We start from the raw sequence: 17,720 nt of genomic DNA, 5'->3' as shown, positions 1-17,720 counted from the left end.
GCTCACAACACCACCTCCGCGCGCACGTCGTGGCGAGCGGCCCCGACCGCCGATTCGGCGAGCACGGCTCTGGCCTGGGCGGCTGCCGGCTGACCTGAGCGACCGTCCGCCGCCGTGCGCAGCGCGGCTCGTCCTTCCGGGCCGAGCTGCAACAGCGCACGAGCCGCGGTGGCCGCCACATGCGGGTCGGGATCGCCGAGCAGCTCCGCCAGCGGGCCCGTCGCGGCGACGGCTCCCAGGCTGCCGAGGGCCCCGGCGCCGACCATGCGCAGGGCGACCGACCGACCCGGCCGGACAGCAGCCAGCAGCGGCTGCAGCCCGTCGGGCATGCCCAGTCTGCCCAGCGCGCGTGCCGCTTTGATGCGTACCTCGATCTGAGGGTCCTCACGCAGCGCACGGATGATCTCGGACGTACGGGATACCACGCCGTTCACTCCGAGGACCTCGATGGTCACGGCTCTGGCCAGAGGCTCCCGGTGCTCCAGTCCCGAGGCGACACTCCGCTGTGCCTCCGGTCCCAGGGAGACCAGCGCCCTGGTGACCGCGCCGGGCGGCACTGCCCTGGGTCCGTGGAGGGACTCCAGGAGGTACGGCACGGCCTCCGGTCCCCCGCACCGGCCCAGCGCGCGTGCGGCGGCCAGGCGTACCTCGGGATCGTGATCGGCCAGCAGACGGCACAGCGACGGGGCGGCGGGACGGTGGCGGAGCTGACCGAGTACGTGCGCGGCGCGCCCCCGCCGGGCCGCGCTGCGGCTCGACAGGTCCGCGACGGCGTCCACGGCGGCCCCGCGCAGCTCGTACAGGCGGACCAGCGCCGTACGGGCTCCGCCGGCGACCTTGCTCAGCAGCCCCGTCACGGTCGGCTCCAGGGCGGCCCAGGTCCGCCTGTCGATCTCCGCCAGCCGGTGCAGCAGCTCGGTCTGCTCGTCCTCCTCCGCGCACAGGAGCTCCAGCAGGGGACCGCGCACCGGTGCCGCGATCCGCTCGCGTCTGTGCTGTCTGTGCTCGCGGACGAAACGGTTGCCGGCGATCAGCAGGCCCAGCGTCAGGACGACGGCAAGCAGGCCCAGCAGCGCGCCGCTGACGAGGCCGGTGGGAATCACCGTTCCACCCGGTTGAGCACCGCGGTGACCCTGCTGGCCAGCTCCCGCGGGCTGAACGGCTTGATGATGTAGTCGTCTGCGCCGGCCGCGAATCCGACCTCTACGTCCCCTTCCTGGGACCGGGCGGTGATCATGATGACGGGGAGCGTCGCGGTCTCGGCCGCCGCGCGCAGCTCCCGGCATACGTCCAGGCCCGACATGCCCGGCATCCGTATGTCGAGCAGTGCCAGGTCCACCGTGTTCTCACGCGCCGCCCGGAGCGCCGCTATACCGTCCTCCACGGCCATGACCTGGTGACCGCTCTGAGTCAGCTTGAACGCCACCAGATCCCGAATGTCCGCGTCATCGTCGGCTATCAGGACATGAGCCATTACTCCTCCTGGGACTCCTGGGCCACGGAGCTCCGGTAGGAGTCCACGAGCCGCGCCACCGCCGACTGCCGGAACGGCTTGGCCAGCACCTCGTCCGCGAGGCCGATCAGATCTTCCGGGTCGAGCACCGAGGAGATGACCAGACGGCATCTCCTCGTCCGCTCGTCCGCCCGCAGCCTGCGGACGACCTCCCGTCCGTCGATACCGGGCAACATCACGTCGACGACAGCGATGTCCGGAGGGTCGGCGAAGGCGAGGCCGAGCCCCACTTCCCCCGAATACGCGACGGCCACGGAGCATCCCCGCTCGCGGAAGTGCCGCTCCAGCAGGGCGCTCACATCCTGGTCGTCCTCGATCACGAGCACGCTCGGTGGGAACATCACCGTCCTGTCCACGATGTCAGACCGTCAGTCATAAATTAGAACCAATAGCGCACTTTCACCACATATGATCCACCGATCGCGGCCGGGGCGCCGCGCGGCAGGGGTCACGCATCGCCGACGTGAGGCAGTGGTCGCCCTGGGCCCGAACCCCCGGCACCCCAGCGGCCGTCATGAGGTCGGTGACGACGACCGCCTCGAAGAGGTGCTCCAGCACCGGGTGTTGGAGGACCCTGCGACGACCGTGCCTCACCCGTGCGGAATCTCAGGTCGCCACCTGTCCTGGTGACGGCTCGCCCACCTCGCACGGTACGAGGGCGAGCAGCGCGACGAACGCGGTCAGCGCGATCCCGTCGGCGGGGCGAGGCGGCGGGCGGGCAGGGTGGCGGTGGTCATCGGGAGGCCGTCGCGCACGGTGCTGTGGAGGCGCTGCACGTACTGCGCTCGCGGTACGAGAACGCAGCCCAGGTCACGGACGTGCGGACTGTCCCGCTGCGCGTCGAGCAGCACGCCGCCGGCTTGTGCGAAGCGCGCCGCGAGGTCGGTCACCGCCACCTTCGCGGCACCGGGACGATGGAAGAACATCGAGTCCATGCTGAAGACCGTTCCGACCCGCAGGCCGAAGACACCGCCGATCAGATCGCCGTCCTCCCACACCTCGACGCTGTGAGCATGACCCAGATCGTGCAGGCTGACCAGGCTTGCGATCAGCTCGTCGGTGAGCCACAAGGGGACGCGCCCGGCGCGGCATTCGCGGACGACCCCCTCGAACCGCCGGTCCAGGCTGGTCGACCACGGCAGCCGGTTGCGCAGCCGCCGGGCGAGGCTCCGGCTGAGGTGCGTGGCCGAGACGGGGAGCACCGGCCTGGGGTCGGGCGACCACCAGGAGACTGCGTAGGGATCAGCCGACTCCTCGCCGATGAGCCGGATGCGGCCCTCCTGGACCTGATCGGCGAAGACCACCTCGTTGAGGGCGCGGGTGTACTCGTCGGGTGCCGGGAACGGATAGACCCCGGCGCGGTACGCCGCCAGGAGCCCGGCGGGACTGAGGTCGGCGCCGAACGCCACCGGACCGTCGGGCGCCGCTTCCAGTACGTCCAGCGCGTCCCAGGAAGGGCATCGGCTCACCACTGTTCCGCTCCCTGCCCTTGGCTCTTCACCGGCCGGAAGTCGTCGGCCCGCCGGAGGAAGTCGATGTAGTGGTCCATCATCTCCGCGTCCACCGGCGGAATGTCGATCCCGGCGTCCACCAGCGCCCGTTCGGCGTTGCCGCGGGTGAACTCCGCGAAAACGCCCTGGAAGTACATCTCGCTCACGGTGATGTCGGCGCGCGCACACCGGTCGACGAAGAGCGGGACGAACGGGCTGATCGGGTCGGTGGGGTGCCCTGCCGCGTACTTCACCAGAGCGGCGACCCACTCGGCGTACGGGATCTCCTGGACCGGGTAACCCCGTCGGCGCAGGCGCTCGGCGAGCGAACTCAGCGGCGCAGGACGGGGGTTGGTGAGGTGATACACCTCGCCGCGAGCGGAATGGCGGGTGGAGATGTGACCGATGGCGCGGGCGAGGTGGTCGGCCGGAAGGAAGTCCAGCAGCAGCCGGGCGTCCGGGCACAGCCCGGTCCGCGCGATGAAGCCGAAGAGGGCGGCCAGCTCGCTGCTGGTGTTCATCACGCCGGTTCCGCTACGGCCCGTGATGTCCATCAGGCGGTAGACGGCGACCGGCAGGCCCGCGTCGGAGGCCTTCTTCAGCAGCGCTTCGCCGACCCATTTGGTCTCCACGTATCCCACCGACAGGTACTCGGGAAAGCCCAGCGGCGTGTTCTCCGTCACCTCGCGCACCCCAGCCGGCCCGAATCCGGCGAGCACCGCCATGCTGGAGGTGAAGTGGACGGGCACGGCCCGGCCGGCGGCGAGACGGATGATCTCGTATGTTCCGTCGACGTTGGCCGCGCGCAACTCGTGGTACGGGTAGATGAAGTTGACCTGGCCTCCGAAGTGGTAGACGGCGTCGACGGTCGATCCCAGCTCCTCGAACCGGCTTGGGGACAGGCCCAGTCCGGGCTTGCCCAGGTCGCCGACGACCGGCTGGACACGCTCGCTGGTCAGATCGCCCAGGACGTACCGTCGGTGGCTCGCACGGATCCGCTCCATAGCGTGCTGGTCGTCGGAGGCCCTGACCAGGCAGAGGACCCGTCCCGTCGTCCTGCGCAGCAGCTCGTCGATCATGTGCGCGCCGCAGAACCCGGTCGCCCCGGTGAGGAGGACGTCGCCGGGGCGCCGGGGGTCCGGAGCCGACGCGTCACGGCCCACTGTCGGAACGTGCCGATCGGTTTCGGCGGCGAAGTCGACCCTCCCGCCGTCCGGGTGGGCCAGTGTGCCGGCACGTGCCTGGCGGACGGACTCGGCGAACGCGGCGAGCGTCGGATAGCGCAGCAGCGAACGGGTCAGGTCGCGGATCTGTGTGATGCCGATGCCGAACACGACGCGGGTCCGGGCGAGCATCTCCATGGCCAGCAGCGAGTTGCCGCCCAGCTCGAAGAAGTCGTCGTGCGGACGGACGTAGTCCACCTCCAGGATCTGGCCCCACAACTGCGCCATCCCCTGCGGCACCGGACGGTCGTCGGCGCCGACCGGCGCCGCCGCGGCCACGGGTTCCGGCACGGCCCTGCGGTCGAGCTTTCCGCCGGGAGTGACGGGCAGACACTCCACCTCGTGGAAGGCCGCCGGGATCATGTGGCCCGGCAGGACCTCGGCGAGTGCCGACCGCAGCCGTGCGCGCAGCACATCCTCGCCACAGGCCGACCGCGAGGCCGGCGTGAAGTACGCGATGAGGTCCCGGTCGCCGCCTGCGCGCGTGCGGGCCACCACCATCGCCTGGCCGATCTCCGGATGGGAGACGAGCGCGGCCTCGACCTCGGCCGGGTCGACCCGGAACCCGCGGATCTTCAGCTGGTCGTCGACCCGGCCCAGGACCTCCAGGTTGCCGTCCGAGCGCCGGCGGCCCAGATCCCCGGTGCGATACATCCGGTCCCCGGGCGCCGAGCCGTGCGGGTCGGGCAGGAACTGCTGTGCGGTCAGGGCGGGTTGCCGCCAGATACCGCGGGCCAGCCCCGGGCCGCCGACGTAGATCTCGCCGCGCTCGCCCGGCGGCACCGGGCGCAGTTCGGCGTCGAGCACATGGACGGAACTCCCCTCCAGGGGCCTGCCGATCGGGGCGACGGCGGTGTCCGGCGCGGCAAGCACTTCCTCGTTCAGGTCGCAGAGCGTCGAGGTGATCGTGGTCTCGGTGAGTCCGTAGGCGTTGACGAGCCGCGCGCCGGGCATCCGGTGCAGAATGGCGCGGCAGCCCTTCGTGGTGACGATCTCGCCACCGACGATGACGAGCCTCAGCGACGCGAGGCTCTCGTCGCGGTCCGGGACGGAGACGATCCGATGCCAGTAGGCGGGGGTCAGGTCGGCGACGGTGATCCCGTGCTCCGGCAGACGGTGCAGCAGGTCGGTGGGCGCCCACGTGTGTGTTCCCGCGAGGACTAGTGTCGCGCCGCTGATCAGCGTGGCGAAGATCTGCTCCAGTGAGGTGTCGAACCCGAGCGCCGCGGCGTGCAGCACCCGGTCGCCGGGCGTCAGTTCGTATGCCCGGGCCACCGCGGTGAGGGAGTGTGCCAGCGACCGGTGGGTGATCATCACTCCCTTGGGAGGTCCGGTGGATCCGGAGGTGTAGAGCACGTAGGCGAGGTCGTCCAGCCGAGGGCCGGGGACCGGCTGTGTCTGCCGGGGGCTCTCCGGCGGCGCCTGCGTGGCCGGTTCCCCGGCGTGGAGGATCCGCGCCTCGCACTCGGCGAACATCGGGGCGTGCTCGCGGCTGGAGACGATGAGGCGTGAACGGCTCTCCCCGATCAGTGCGGCCATCCGTTGCCGCGGCATCGCCGGGTCGAGGGGCAGGAACGCGCCGCCGGAGCTCAGCACCGCCAGCAGCGCGACGACCAGCTCGGGCACGCGGTCGAGGCACACGGTGACGACGGACTCCGCGTCGACACCCGACTCCCGCAGCCGGTGGGCGAGCCGGTCCGCGCGGCGGATCAGCTCGGCGTAGCTGAGCCGGCCCTCGTCCGAGAGCACCGCGAGAGTGGACGGCTCACGCCGTGCCCGCTCCCGGACCAGCTCGGGCACGGTGCCCCGCCCGGGTCTCGGGGGCCGCCCCGCGGCGCGGGCGGTCGCGGGCCGCATATCGGTCCACAGGCGGTCGACCAGGCTCCCGCACCACCCGGCGGACGCCGGTCCGCCGATGCGACGCCACCCGGCCGGAATCCGGCGGTCGGCGGGCCAGATCGCGTACTGCTCCTCGTCGTTGCGCAGCACGACGCACGGCGCAGCCGACTCTGCCGACTGGTGATCACATTCCGTCACCTCGGGCCTCCTGCCTCGCGCGGCGTCCTGCGGAGCACGATCTGCGCCCCTCGCGGGAGGGGCCGCCATCACCGCTTCCTGTTCGCGCGAGGCACAGGCAGTCCGGCCGGGCGGCCGAGCGGCGGCGCGAGGATGAGCTGCTCCGCCTCCTCGGCGCTGACCGGTTTGGCGAAGAGGTACCCCTGGCCCAGCCGGCAGCCCATGGAGGTCAGCAACTCCCGCTGCCTCACGTTCTCCACACCTTCGGCGATCACCGTGAGGCCGAGCGTATCCGCGAGATGCGTGATGCCCTCGACCAAGGCGTACTGTTCGGGCGAGCGCCCGAGTTCGTCGACGAACGACTTGTCGATCTTGAGTATCGAGATGGGGAACTCACGCAGATAGCTCAGCGACGAGTAGCCCGTCCCGAAATCGTCGATCGCGATACGGATACCGAGGTCCGTGAGCGAACTCATCTCAGCCAGGATACGTTCGTCGTTGTACATCAGCACACTCTCGGTCAGTTCCAGTACGAGAGACGACGGTTCGATGCCGGAAAGCTGCAGGGCGCGCCGGATCACGTTGTGGAACTCGTCGTCCCGGAACTGACGCGGCGACACGTTCACGCTGACATAAGGTGCGGTGCGGTCGGCCGTCCCGTGGCGCAGCACGGAGTCCTCCCACCGGACAGCCTCGGCCGCGGCCTGGTCAAGCACCCAGGCACCGAGCGGGACGATCTGGCCGCTCTCCTCGGCAAGCGTGATGAACTGCTCCGGCAGCACCATGCCGCGCGTGGAGTGGGGCCAGCGAACGAGCGCCTCGAAGCCGGCGATCCGACCGCTGGTCAGCTCCACGATGGGCTGGTAAAGCACCATGAACGACGTCTCGATCGACGAACTGTCCAGGGCCTCCTGCAGCTTGGCACGCTCGGCCATGCCGCTCTGCAGTTCCGGGTGGTAGCGGCGCCACTGGCGCTTGCCCTCCGTCTTCGCCGAGTACAGAGCGAGGTCGGCGTGTGTCAGCAGTTCGACCGAGTCGATGCTGTCCTCCGTCGTCGCGACGCCGATGCTGGCGTACGCGGTCATCGGCCCCACACTGAGCCGGAACGGCTCGGCGAACGCGGTCATCACGTGTTCGGTGAACCGCTCCACACCCGCCGGCGTGGCGGAACCCTCCACCAGGAGCGCGAACTCGTCGCCGCCGATGCGCGCGGCGGTGTCGGAGGCACGGACGGTGGTCTGCAGCCGGAGTGACAGCGCGACCAGGAGTTCGTCGCCCACACCGTGGCCGTGTATGTCGTTGACGACCTTGAAGTCGTCCACGTCGACGAAGAGCACGCCGACCACCGTGCCCTCGCGCTGAGCCTGCACCAGGGCGTGGTTGATCCGCTCCTGGAAGAGCACGCGGTTGGCCAGGTTGGTGAGGGAGTCATGGAACGCCTGGTGCGTGAGTTCGCGTTCGAGCTTGCGTTGTTCGGTCACGTCCCGCAAGGTGAGCACCACCCCACCGACGGTCGCCTCCTCACGCAGGTCGCTCCACCTCACCTCGACCTCGATGGACGTTTGGTCGACGCGGACCATGCGCCAGTGCTCGCGCCTGCTCTGGTACTCGCCCCTCCGTATCCGGCCGAGCGTCTCGACCACCGTGCGACTGTCCTGCGGCGGCACCAGATCGATGAGCTGGGTGCCCTCCAGGCTCGGAACGCCCAGCATCTGGTCGGCGGAGGGGCTGGCGTAACGGACCCGGTCGCCGTCGTCGAGGATCAGGATGACGTCGGAGGCGTTCTGCACCAGCGTGCGGAAGTACATCTCGCTGTTGCGCCGGTTGACCTCTTCGGAGAGGGAGACCCGCGCCGCGGCAAGGGCCGTCTGCGCGGCGAGAGTCGCCAGCGTGTCGTGGAGCACGAGCAGGTCGTGCTCGTCCCCGGCCACGATCAGTGCCCCGATCAGCGGATCGCCCGAGGGGTGATCCTGCGAGGTGAGCGGGCAGACCAGCGCGTGGTCGGTGGGGGCCGGCTTCGTGTCCGGGCCCGTGAGGTGGGCGGCGAGATCGGGCCCCACACCGTCGAGGGCCGCCAGGCGGTTCTCGCCGGACGCGATCAGTTCCCGTACGGCTGCGGTCGCCGGCGCGGACAGGGGCCCGCTCACGCCGCCGTGCGCCCCGTTCACCCAGAGCGTGTTGTCCGGCAGGGTGAGCAGGGCGGAGCGCGGCGGGCCGTTCGACATCAGCTCCGTCACCGCGGAGTGGACGGCGGCGGCCACATCCCGCAGATCGCCCGCTCCGCCCAGCGACGACACCGCGTTGCGCAGCACCTTCTCCCTGCCGACCGCCCACCGGTGGATCGCCACCACGCCCGCCAGGCGGTAGAGCACGAGGAGGAAGAGCACCGCGGAGAACACCCCGATGACGCCGCCGTTGGAACTCACGCCGCGCACCGCCTCCGTCAGGAGGATGACCGGCGCGATCAGCGATGCCAGGATGAGCAGGCTCAGCCGGCCGGTGCCGGCCTCGGCGCGCCATCTCACCGGCTGGGTCAGCGACCGCATGGACGGATGGAGCGCCGCGGCCGCCCAGGCGCCGTACAGGACGGCCCAGCCGAGTTCGACGGCACTACCCGTGCGCCACGTCCCGTTCAGCTGGATCAGGCCGTAAAGCACGTCGGCGGTGAGCAGGCCTACGGTGCCCGCTGTGAGCAGCATGAGCGAGCGGCTCTTTCCGCCTCGCCCGGCGAGCAGGCGCAGCAGCATCGCCAGGACGAGGATGTCGCCGAGCGGATAGGCGATGGCGAACGCCTTCTGCACCCAGGTGAGACCCTCGACGCGGGCGTACGGCTCGATGAGGAAGAGCCACGACAGCAGTGCCAGGCCCACTGTCAGCGTCAGCGCGTCGACGAGACTCGCGCGGTCGCGCCAACTCGTGCGCCAGTGGACGAAGCCCAGCAGCCCGGCCGCATAGAGCGGATATGCCGCGAGATAGAAGCCGTCGGCGATCGACGGGAATGGGATCTCCTCGTGGAGCAACTGGATGAGGATGATCTGGGTGACCTGTCCTGCGGCGAAGGCGAAGTTTCCCGCGGCGAGCAACAGCCAGGGCATTCGATGCGCCGGGTGGTTGAGAAAGATACCCAGGACGATACCGATAACGCCGGTCGCTCCAATGGCGACGAAAATCATCCGCTGTTCCGGAAATACGTAGTAGAACGCGGTCAGCACGACGATAATTGAACTGACGGCGGCCATCGCAGCTTGACTTCGCAGTCGCGCGTTCATCCCAACTAACCTCCTGGGAGGGCCATTTGTCGGACGGTCCGAGCTGGGCGAACGGCACCATCCAGGCGGCGAGAAGCCCGTGGGACCGGGCTGAAAAAGGAGAATTCTCCGGGCCGGGATTCGGCCCTGGTCGCCAGTGAACACGATCGCCGGCATACGCGGTCCGGCCTACGCGGTCCGGCATACGCGGTCGCCGTTATGCGGGCTCCTTCTCGCCGAGACATCGACGTGTCTTCCATCCACCTTACCCGGATTGCCATTTCCCGCACGCGCGCGGAGAGATACCGCCTCGCGTCGCGGGATAGTGCGCCATGCGGGAACATGGAGTACAAGGAGGACGCAGTAACCGGACCGGATCCGCCCAGCGACGATCGGCTCCTGACGGAGCGTGGAGTCCCATGCTCTCCGATTACCGCCGGACCTTCTCTCCCGCAGGCAGTCTGCTCTTCTCCACGGCGGGCTTCATCGCACGCCTTCCGCTGTCGATGATCGGCGTCGGCATCGTCACCATGCTGTCGCAGCTCGGCGGTGAGTACTGGCTCGCCGGCTCGGTCTCCGCCACACAAGCGATCGCCGCCGCCGCGATCGGACCGCAGATCTCCCGGCTGGTCGACCGTCATGGCCAGCGCCGGGTCGTCCTCCCGGCGACGGCCGTGACGGTCGCCGCCATCTGTGCGCTGACGCTGTGCGCCCGGTACGCCGCCCCGGACTGGACACTGTACGTCGCGGCGACGGTAGCGGGCTGCATGCCCAGCATGGGCGCGCTCGTCAGGTCCCGCTGGGCGGAGATCCACCGGGAGTCACAGCGGCTGCTGCACACAGCGTTCTCGCTGGAGTCGGTGCTCGACGAGGTGATCTACGTCGTCGGCCCCGTCCTGGCGATCACGCTGTCGACCGGCCTCAGCGCCGAGGCCGGACCGCTGATGGCGGCGGTCCTGCTCGCCGTCGGCGTCCTGCTGTTCACCGCCCAGCGGCGTACGGAACCGCGGGTGCGCCCCGAGTCGGGGCGCGCTGGGGGCAGCGCCCTGCGTATCCCGGGACTCGGCCTGCTGACGCTGACGCTGACCTCGGTGGGCGCGTCCTACGGTTCGGTGGAGGTCGCGACGGTGGCGTACGCCGGCGCACACGACCACAAGGCGCTCTCCGGCCTGCTGCTGGGCGTGTACGCGCTCGGCTCGGGCCTGGCGGGCGCGGTCTTCGGCGCGATGAGGCCGAGGGGGGAGATCACGCGGCGGTTGCTGGTCAGTGTCTGGGCGATGGCGGTGACGATGGCACCGCTGTTGTTGGCGCCGGGTCTCGCGGCGCTGGCGGGGGTGCTCTTCGTGGCGGGCATGTCCGTCGCGCCGACCCTGATCACCACGATGGGGCTGGTGGACCGTCTGACGCCGGCCGCCCAGCTCACCGAGAGCATCACCTGGGTCGTGTCGGGCCTCTCCCTCGGGGTGGCGGTGGGCTACGCCGCGTCCGGGTGGCTGGTCGACGCGGCGGGGGCCTCGGCGGGCTACTGGGTGCCGTGTGCGGCAGCCCTGCTCGCCGCCGCGACGGTCTCCGTCGCCCTGCCACGACTGACCCGCGCCGGCGCACAGTGAGCGCAGCCGGCCCCGCCGCTCGTGGTGGGGTGCCCGAGGCGGCCGATGGCACGCGCCGGATCCGGGGCGAGCCGACGCCGACGACACCTTTGTGTGAGGTTCGAACCGCCCCGGGCCTCACCCGAGATGCCGACGAGCGTCATCTTCCACCTCGAAGCCCGGATCCGACCCACACGAAACGAAGAAGGGCCCCCGCAGGCTCTCGCCTGCGAAGACCCTTCGCACCGTCGGGACGACAGGATTTGAACCTGCGACCCCTTGACCCCCAGTCAAGTGCGCTACCAAGCTGCGCCACGTCCCGGTGCGTCGACCCGCGGTTGCCCCGCGTGATCGCACAGAGAAACCCTACCGCACGCCCGCGTGTGCGTCCGAGCGGTCACGGAACGGTCACCGGCGCATCAAGGACCCCTTATCGCCTCATCTGACGCTCTAACGTCGTCCCACCTGAAACGCAACAGGGGGGACGAGCATGAGCAACCCGTACAACACTCCCGGCAACCCGCCCGGCAACACGCCCCAGGGTCCGATACCGGGCCCTGGAGCGGACCGCCAGGGCCCGAGATGGGCGCGCAAGAGATTCGTACTGCCCGCCATCGGGCTCGCGTTCATCATCGGTCTCGGCATCGGTGACGGCGGCCAGGGGGACGGGAAGGACCCGGTGTCCGCGGAACCGAAGCCCACCGCGACCGTCACCGCCACCGCGACAGCCACGGTCACGGCCACCGCTACGGCGACCGAGACAGCCACGCCCGAACCCGCGGCTACGGTCACCGTGCTGGCGACGAAAACGGTGACGGCCGAACCGGCGCCGGATTCCGACACCCGATCGGACACCGGCTCCGACAGCGGGTCCGACGGTGGTTCCGGATCGGACGGGGGCTCCGGCTCCGGGGGCGGCGACGTGTACTACCGGAACTGCGCGGCGGCCCGCGCGGCCGGAGCCGCCCCGGTGCATGTCGGTGATCCCGGCTATGGACGGCATCTCGACCGGGACGGCGACGGCGTCGGCTGCGAGTGACGGGAACGGTGGCGTCAGGCGTTCGGGTCGAAGGTGATGCCCGCCGGCATGGCCGCCGCCAGGTGGGAGTTGAAGTTGCCGTCCTTGAGGCCGAAGTTGGCGCTGCCCCAGTCGGCGGAGGTCAACTTGTCGCGGATGCCTGACGGGTAGCCGTTCCAGCCGACCAGCGCCGGGAACTGCCAGGTTCCCTTGTGGTTCTCCGGCGGCTCGTCGTTGGTGCCCGCGAGGCGGAAGCAGTGCGTCCTGATGCCGTCCTTGTGGTAGACGATCTTGGGATGCGTGCCGTCCCAACGGACCTGGTCCCGGGTGTGGATGCTGAAGCCGCCGTGGTTGGACGTCGAGACGTACTGCGCCACGCCGTCCCGCACCCAGACCACCACGTGTTCCCAGTCGTGCCGGTGCCCGCCGATGCTGCTTCCCGCGAGGGCCTGGTCCTTCTCGAAGTAGAGGCCGTAGATGATCGCGCACCAGCCGTTGTTGCACTTGTACCGGGAGTAGCCGTTGGTGTTGTCGAGGTCGGCGGCGTCCCGGCACTGCCCGTTGAGAGAACCGGTCGGCTTCAGGCCGCCGTTGAGGGTGCCCGTGGACCCGATGGCGGGGCTGGAGTAGCAGCCGTCGGTGTCGTAGTCGTAGGCCGGCTGGTACGTCTGTTCGGTGCTGTCCGCGTTGGCCGGCAGCGCCCCGGGCGGGTCGGCGAGAGCGGTGCCGGGGAAGGCGACGACCAGCGCGACCGCGCTGCCGAGGACGAGCGAGGCTCTGCGGGTGCGCGTACGTCTCTTCGCGGGAGCGGCTTGGGTCATGGGTGCCTCCTGATCGATGACGTCCCGGGGAACGGGTGCTCGGTCAGATTGGCATGCCCATATCACGGATGGGTCACTCGGGAGGCGTGGGGGTGTCGTGGGTCCGGTACATCGCCTGTACGTCCAGCTCGAGTTGGACCGTCGGGCCGACCACCGCGATGCCCCGCGCCAGCATGGAACGCCAGTTGAGCGTGTAGTCCTCCCGGTGCAGCTCGGCCCTGGCGTGGGCCGCGCAGCGCAACTCCTCGCCGTAGCCGCCGTTGACCGAGCCCAGGTAGGTCGTGTCCAGCGACATCGAGCGGCTCACGCCATGCATCGAGAGCGAGCCCTGCACCGCCCACTTCGCGCCGGCCCGGTAGGAGAAACGCGAGCTCACGAAGTCGATGTACGGAAAGCGCTCGACGTCCAGGAAGTCCGGCGACCGCAGATGGTCGTCCCGGGTCCGGTTGCCGGTCGTGATGCTCGACGCGTCAATACGGACCTGGACCCGGGACTCGGTCATCGTCCGCGCCACCTGGATACCGCCCTCGAACCGCTCGAAGCGGCCGTGCACATGGCCCATGCCGACATGCTTGGCGATGAAACGGATCGCCGTGTGCGGCGGGTCGAACAGCCAGGTGCCGGGCACCGGCAGGTCAAGCGGCCGGGCCGGCTCCAGCCGGACAGGTTGAGCCGGGAGCGTCTCGCCGTCGAGCAGATCGACGGCCTCGCGGTACGGCGTCAGCCCCTCGGCACTGACCATGAGGCTGTAGCGGCCCGCCGGCAGCACGGCGAGAAAGTAGCCGTACGGGTCCGTCGTACCGCGTGCAACCACCTGATGGGCGTCGGTCGCGCTCACCGTCACCTCGGCGCCGCCCATCGGCTGGCCCAGCGGGTCGAGGACCTCGCAGTTGAGGGCACCGGCCCCGGCGGGCAGGGGTAGTGCGAGGCCCGCGCGACCGGGGGCGCCTTTGGACCGCAGACGCCTGAGCAGTGCGAGGGTCATGGGAAATGCCTTTCTGTTCTCAGTTCGTCGTCCCGGGCGCCGCGCCCCGGAATGCCGCGCGCAGCAGAGCGAGCACGCCCTCCCGCGTGACCTCGCGCGGGTTGGCGTACGGCTGTTGTCCGGTGAGCTGGGACGCCGCCGTCTCCACATCGCCCTCTGTCAGGCCGAGTTCGGCGAGGGAACGCGGTGCGCCGAGGCGTCCGGCCAGTTCCCAGAGGGCGGTTGGGGCATCGGACGCTCCGCCCAGCGCATGGGCGACGGTGTCGGCCGCGTCCGGAGCGGCGGGCGCGTTGTAGGCCAGGGCGTGCGGCAGGACCACCGTGTGGGTCTCGGCGTGCGGCAGGCCGAAGGTGCCGCCGAGGACATGGCACAGCTTGTGGTGCAGGCCCATGGTGGTGGCGCCGAGACAGGCGCCGCACAGCCACGCCCCGTACAGGGCCCGGCCGCGTGCGTCGAGGGACGCCGGGTCGGCGGCCACGTCCGGGAGCGCCTCGGCCATCGCCCGTACCCCTTCCCGTGCCATCAGGGAGACGAGCGGGGAGGCGTCCGGGGCGTACAGGGCTTCCACCGCGTGCGCGATGGCGTTGATGCCGCTGGTCACCGAGAGCGGGACGGGGAGGGAGAGGGTCAGCTCGGGGTCGTACACCACACTGCGCGGCAGGACCGAGCGGTCGCGGCCGGTGCGTTTGACGCCCTGTTCGGTCAGGCCCCAGACGGGGGTCATCTCCGAGCCGGAGTAGGTGGAGGGCACGGCGATCAGCGGCAGCCCGGTGCGCAGCGCGATCGCCTTTCCCAAGCCGATCGCGCTGCCGCCGCCGACCGCCACGCACCCGTCGGCGCCCACTTCGAGCGCCACCTCCACGGCCCGCTGGGCGACTTCGACGGGTACGTGCATCCGTGCCTCGTCGTGCAGGCCCGCCAGGGCCGGTCCGAGTGAGTCGGCGACCGCCCGCGCGGTGTCCTTTCCGCGCGCGCCGCACACCACCAACAGCCGTCGCAGCCCGAGCCGTTCGGCCTCACCGGCCGTCGCGGTGACTGCTGCTCCGGCGCGCAGGACGACACGCATCGGCTGGGCCTCGTAGCTGAAGTCCGGTGCGCCGCTCACGACTTCCTCTCCACCGGCTTCGCCGACTTCTCCGACTTCTCGAGTACGAGGTCGAAGCGCGCGTGGCGGAAGGGGTTCGGGACGTCGAACTCGGCTGCCAGGGGCGGGTCGTCGGTCTCGGTGAAGTCCTGGACCAGGCTCTCCTTCACGGCGAACACGGCGTCCGAGTCGAGGTAGTCGCTGCCCGCGACGAAGATGTGGGTGGTGACGGGCTCGTGGCCCTCGGCCGTGGCGATGAAGTGGATGTGGGCGGGGCGGTAGGGGTGCCGGCCGGTGGCGTTCAGGAGGTCGCCGACCGGGCCGTCCGTCGGGATCGGGTACGGGCTCGGTACACAGGTGCGGAACCAGAAGCGGCCCTCCGCGTCCGTGGTGAAGAGCCCTCTGCCGTTGCCCGGCGGCTGGACGTCCGGCTGCTGGACGTCGTAGTAGCCCCCGGCGTCGGCCTGCCAGACGTCGAGTACCGCGCCGGGCAGCGGAGTTCCATCCCCGTCGAGCACCCGTCCGCTGACCACGCACGGCTCACCGGCGCCCACCAAGTCGATGTCGGCGCCGAGTTCCCGTACCGGTGACTCGGTCATGTGGAAGGGGCCGAGCACGGTCGACTCGGTCGCGCCCGGGTCCCGTTGGCCGTTGAGGGTCTCCACGAGCATCGAGACGCCGAGGACGTCCGACAGAAGGATGAACTCCTGCCGGGTGTCGGTGCAGGTCTGCCCGGTCGCCGTCAGGAAGCCGATGGCCCGCTCCCACTCGCGCATCGTCGGCTCGGTCTCCCGGACGAAGGCGTGGAGGTGCCTGGTGAGGGCGGTGAGCAGCTCGCGCAGGCGCGGGTCGGGGGTTTCGCTCATGCTGTCGACGACGGCCTCGGTGACGGCGGTCGTGAACCCGGCGCCGTCACCGCCGTCGCTCGCTCCGGCTTCAGTGGTCATGTCGCGCTCCTCGTCCCGTCCGGTCAGGCATGTCCGAGGATCTGTCGCAGGGCGTCCGTCAGCAACTGTTCGGCGTTCTCGGCCGCTTCGGCGTGTCGGAAGGCGACGAACCCGTCCGGGCGTACGAGGAGCACGCCCGCGTCGGAGATCTCGCTGAGGCCGGCCCAGTCGCCGTACGGGTCCTCGTACGCCTGGCCGGGGCCGATGACGACCGTGGCGATGTCGAGGGGCTGTGCCTTCGCCGCGCGTGTCCAGGCGTCGCCGCCGATGCCGGTGAGGAGGGTGAAGCGGCCCCGGCCCACGGTGTCGAGGGTGGACAGGGTGCGGGTTCCCGAGGTGAGCCAGGCGTGCGGGATTCTGGCGCCTGGGCGGGTGGAGGGCTGGTGGTGCAGCTCGTGATCGCGGGCGAAGCCGGGGACGGGGGTGCCGTCGGGGACGATCGCGGCGGACTCGTAGCGCTGGTTGAGGTCGACTCCGTGGGCGTTGAACTCGTACACCTTGGCGGCGATCGCCGCGCGCAACCGGGCGCGCTGTCCGGCGGCGGCCTCGGTGGCGTCCTTGCGGGCGGCGATGTTGGCCCAGAGTTCCTCGGGGGTCTGCGGGGAGAGCCCGTCGAGAGCCTCGAAGATCGGGGCGGTCTCGGCGATGGACTTGTTGGCGCGGGTGACGATCTGCTTGCCGACGGGGGCGCGTTCGGCCGTGTAACTGTCGAGCAGCGTGGGGGCGGCGACGCCGTCGAGGACCAGTTTCAGCTTCCAGGCGAGGTTGTAGGCGTCCTGGATGGAGGTGTTCGAGCCTAGGCCGTTGGACGGCGGGTGGCGGTGGACGGCGTCGCCGGCGCAGAAGACGCGCCCGTTGGCGTATGTCTCGGCGTACATCTCGTTGACCGTCCAGGCCGAGGACGACTTGACGGTCACGGGGATGTCGTCGTCGCCGACGAGCCTGCGGACGATGGATTCCGCGTACTCGGTGGTGAGGTCGGGGGCGCCGGCGGTCACGTCGTAGCCCCAGACGATCATCCACTCGTTCCAGGGGCGGACGTTGCGGACGAGGCCCGCGCCGATGCCGCCGACGGTGGCGCCGGGGGCGAGGACCCAGTAGAGGGTGGAGGGGCGGTGGGCCGTGTACCGGGTCAGGTCGGCGTCGAAGACGATGTTGATGCTGCCGGCGACGCCCATCTGGCCGCCCATGGGCAGCCCGGCGTCCTCGGCGACCTTGGAACGGCCGCCGTCCGCGCCGATCAGATAGCGGGCGCGTATCTCGTAGGTGTCGCCGCGCAGCCGGTCACGGACGGTGGCGGTGACCCCGGACCCGTCCTGAATATGGGTCAGATACTCGGTCTGGAACCGGAGTTGGGTGCCGCGTGCGACGGCCGCGTCGACGAGGACGGGTTCCATCAGATGCTGCGGGAGGTCGCACATACGGGTGGGACTGGCCAGTTCATGAGCGGCCTGGACGAGCGGATCGTTGCCCCAGGAGCGCACCCGGCCCAGTTCCTCGCCGGCCAGGCTGGTGCAGAAGGTGGTGTTGCCCATGAGGTGCTGGGGCGTGGCCCTGGCGACCACGTCGCCCTCCACACCGAGGTCGCGCAGGACCTCCATCGTGCGCTGGTTGGTGATGTGCGCGCGGGGCGTGTCGGCGAGGCTCGCGTACCGGGTGACGACGATGTTGGACACACCGTAGGCGCTGAGCGCGAGCGCGGCCGACGCCCCGGCCGGGCCGCTGCCCACGATCAGTACGTCGGTCTCGACAACGGTAGGCATGGGGCTGCACTCCAGACGCTGGG

Annotated in this window: 13 protein-coding genes and 1 tRNA gene; 2 read left to right on the top strand and 12 right to left on the bottom strand. The window is 70.5% G+C overall.

What is annotated here, in order from left to right:
- Positions 1-2: 2 nt before the first annotated feature.
- The 6 genes from PV396_RS07550 to PV396_RS07525 all read right to left on the bottom strand — a co-directional run bounded on the left by PV396_RS07550 (position 3) and on the right by PV396_RS07525 (position 9,511).
- Positions 3-1,103, bottom strand: coding sequence for a HEAT repeat domain-containing protein (locus PV396_RS07550; RefSeq protein WP_319201684.1), 1,101 nt, complete (start codon positions 1,101-1,103; stop codon positions 3-5).
- Positions 1,100-1,474, bottom strand: a complete 375-nt coding sequence (locus PV396_RS07545; RefSeq protein WP_319201683.1) for a response regulator transcription factor — start codon at positions 1,472-1,474, stop codon at positions 1,100-1,102. Before PV396_RS07545 ends, PV396_RS07550 begins: the two co-directional genes overlap by 4 nt.
- Positions 1,474-1,869, bottom strand: a complete 396-nt coding sequence (locus tag PV396_RS07540) for a two-component system response regulator (RefSeq protein ID WP_319201681.1) — start codon at positions 1,867-1,869, stop codon at positions 1,474-1,476. The genes PV396_RS07545 and PV396_RS07540 overlap by 1 nt, the downstream gene beginning before the upstream one ends.
- A 324-nt stretch (positions 1,870-2,193) precedes the next feature.
- Positions 2,194-2,982, bottom strand: a complete 789-nt coding sequence (locus PV396_RS07535) for a leucyl/phenylalanyl-tRNA--protein transferase (RefSeq protein ID WP_319201680.1) — start codon at positions 2,980-2,982, stop codon at positions 2,194-2,196.
- A complete protein-coding gene (locus tag PV396_RS07530; RefSeq protein ID WP_319201678.1) occupies positions 2,979-6,263 on the bottom strand; it encodes an amino acid adenylation domain-containing protein in 3,285 nt (1,094 codons plus the stop codon). Before PV396_RS07530 ends, PV396_RS07535 begins: the two co-directional genes overlap by 4 nt.
- Positions 6,264-6,331: 68 nt before the next feature.
- On the bottom strand, positions 6,332-9,511 hold the full coding sequence (locus PV396_RS07525) for a putative bifunctional diguanylate cyclase/phosphodiesterase (protein WP_319201676.1): 3,180 nt from the start codon (positions 9,509-9,511) through the stop codon (positions 6,332-6,334).
- A gap of 398 nt (positions 9,512-9,909) precedes the next feature.
- Between PV396_RS07525 and PV396_RS07520 the strand changes: the two genes are divergently transcribed.
- Positions 9,910-11,100, top strand: a complete 1,191-nt coding sequence (locus tag PV396_RS07520; protein ID WP_319201674.1) for an MFS transporter — start codon at positions 9,910-9,912, stop codon at positions 11,098-11,100.
- A 227-nt stretch (positions 11,101-11,327) separates the two neighbouring features.
- Here the strand turns inward: PV396_RS07520 and PV396_RS07515 are convergent.
- Positions 11,328-11,401: transfer RNA gene (locus tag PV396_RS07515), tRNA-Pro, on the bottom strand.
- Positions 11,402-11,569: 168 nt separating this feature from the next.
- Between PV396_RS07515 and PV396_RS07510 the strand changes: the two genes are divergently transcribed.
- The gene (locus PV396_RS07510) at positions 11,570-12,118 is read left to right on the top strand and encodes an excalibur calcium-binding domain-containing protein (protein WP_319201672.1); all 549 of its coding nucleotides are present in this window, start codon (positions 11,570-11,572) and stop codon (positions 12,116-12,118) included.
- A gap of 14 nt (positions 12,119-12,132) precedes the next feature.
- On the opposite strand, the gene PV396_RS07505 is transcribed toward PV396_RS07510, so the two are convergent.
- The 5 genes from PV396_RS07505 to PV396_RS07485 all read right to left on the bottom strand — a co-directional run bounded on the left by PV396_RS07505 (position 12,133) and on the right by PV396_RS07485 (position 17,697).
- Positions 12,133-12,918 (bottom strand): NPP1 family protein, encoded by a 786-nt coding sequence (locus PV396_RS07505; protein ID WP_319201670.1) that lies wholly within the window; start codon positions 12,916-12,918, stop codon positions 12,133-12,135.
- Between the two features lie 73 nt (positions 12,919-12,991).
- Positions 12,992-13,903 carry a YceI family protein gene (locus PV396_RS07500; protein ID WP_319201668.1) on the bottom strand — a complete coding sequence of 304 codons (912 nt, stop codon included), beginning with the start codon at positions 13,901-13,903 and terminating at the stop codon, positions 12,992-12,994.
- Between the two features lie 19 nt (positions 13,904-13,922).
- Entirely contained in the window at positions 13,923-14,969 is a 1,047-nt protein-coding gene (locus PV396_RS07495; protein WP_416071365.1) for a maleylacetate reductase, read from the bottom strand.
- 35 nt (positions 14,970-15,004) lie between these two features.
- Positions 15,005-15,934 carry an intradiol ring-cleavage dioxygenase gene (locus PV396_RS07490; RefSeq protein ID WP_319201664.1) on the bottom strand — a complete coding sequence of 310 codons (930 nt, stop codon included), beginning with the start codon at positions 15,932-15,934 and terminating at the stop codon, positions 15,005-15,007.
- Between the two features lie 23 nt (positions 15,935-15,957).
- Positions 15,958-17,697, bottom strand: a complete 1,740-nt coding sequence (locus tag PV396_RS07485; RefSeq protein ID WP_319201662.1) for an FAD-dependent monooxygenase — start codon at positions 17,695-17,697, stop codon at positions 15,958-15,960.
- Between the last annotated feature and the right edge of the window lie 23 nt (positions 17,698-17,720).

Origin of the sequence: Streptomyces sp. ME02-8801-2C, from assembly GCF_033793965.1 — a bacterium.
GTDB lineage: Bacteria > Actinomycetota > Actinomycetes > Streptomycetales > Streptomycetaceae > Streptomyces.
The sequence above is the reverse complement of the archived record's forward strand: the minus strand, read 5'-3'. Positions and strand labels throughout refer to the sequence as shown.

Bases quoted from the DNA above. Each gene is read 5' to 3' on its own strand.
- PV396_RS07545 (WP_319201683.1), bottom strand. From the start codon at position 1,474: ATGGCTCATGTCCTGATAGCCGACGATGACGCGGACATTCGGGATCTG.
- PV396_RS07525 (WP_319201676.1), bottom strand. From the start codon at position 9,511: ATGAACGCGCGACTGCGAAGTCAAGCTGCGATGGCCGCCGTCAGTTCA.
- PV396_RS07520 (WP_319201674.1), top strand. From the start codon at position 9,910: ATGCTCTCCGATTACCGCCGGACCTTCTCTCCCGCAGGCAGTCTGCTC.
- PV396_RS07510 (WP_319201672.1), top strand. From the start codon at position 11,570: ATGAGCAACCCGTACAACACTCCCGGCAACCCGCCCGGCAACACGCCC.
- PV396_RS07505 (WP_319201670.1), bottom strand. From the start codon at position 12,918: ATGACCCAAGCCGCTCCCGCGAAGAGACGTACGCGCACCCGCAGAGCC.
- PV396_RS07500 (WP_319201668.1), bottom strand. From the start codon at position 13,903: ATGACCCTCGCACTGCTCAGGCGTCTGCGGTCCAAAGGCGCCCCCGGT.
- PV396_RS07495 (WP_416071365.1), bottom strand. From the start codon at position 14,969: ATGCGTGTCGTCCTGCGCGCCGGAGCAGCAGTCACCGCGACGGCCGGT.
- PV396_RS07490 (WP_319201664.1), bottom strand. From the start codon at position 15,934: ATGACCACTGAAGCCGGAGCGAGCGACGGCGGTGACGGCGCCGGGTTC.
- PV396_RS07485 (WP_319201662.1), bottom strand. From the start codon at position 17,697: ATGCCTACCGTTGTCGAGACCGACGTACTGATCGTGGGCAGCGGCCCG.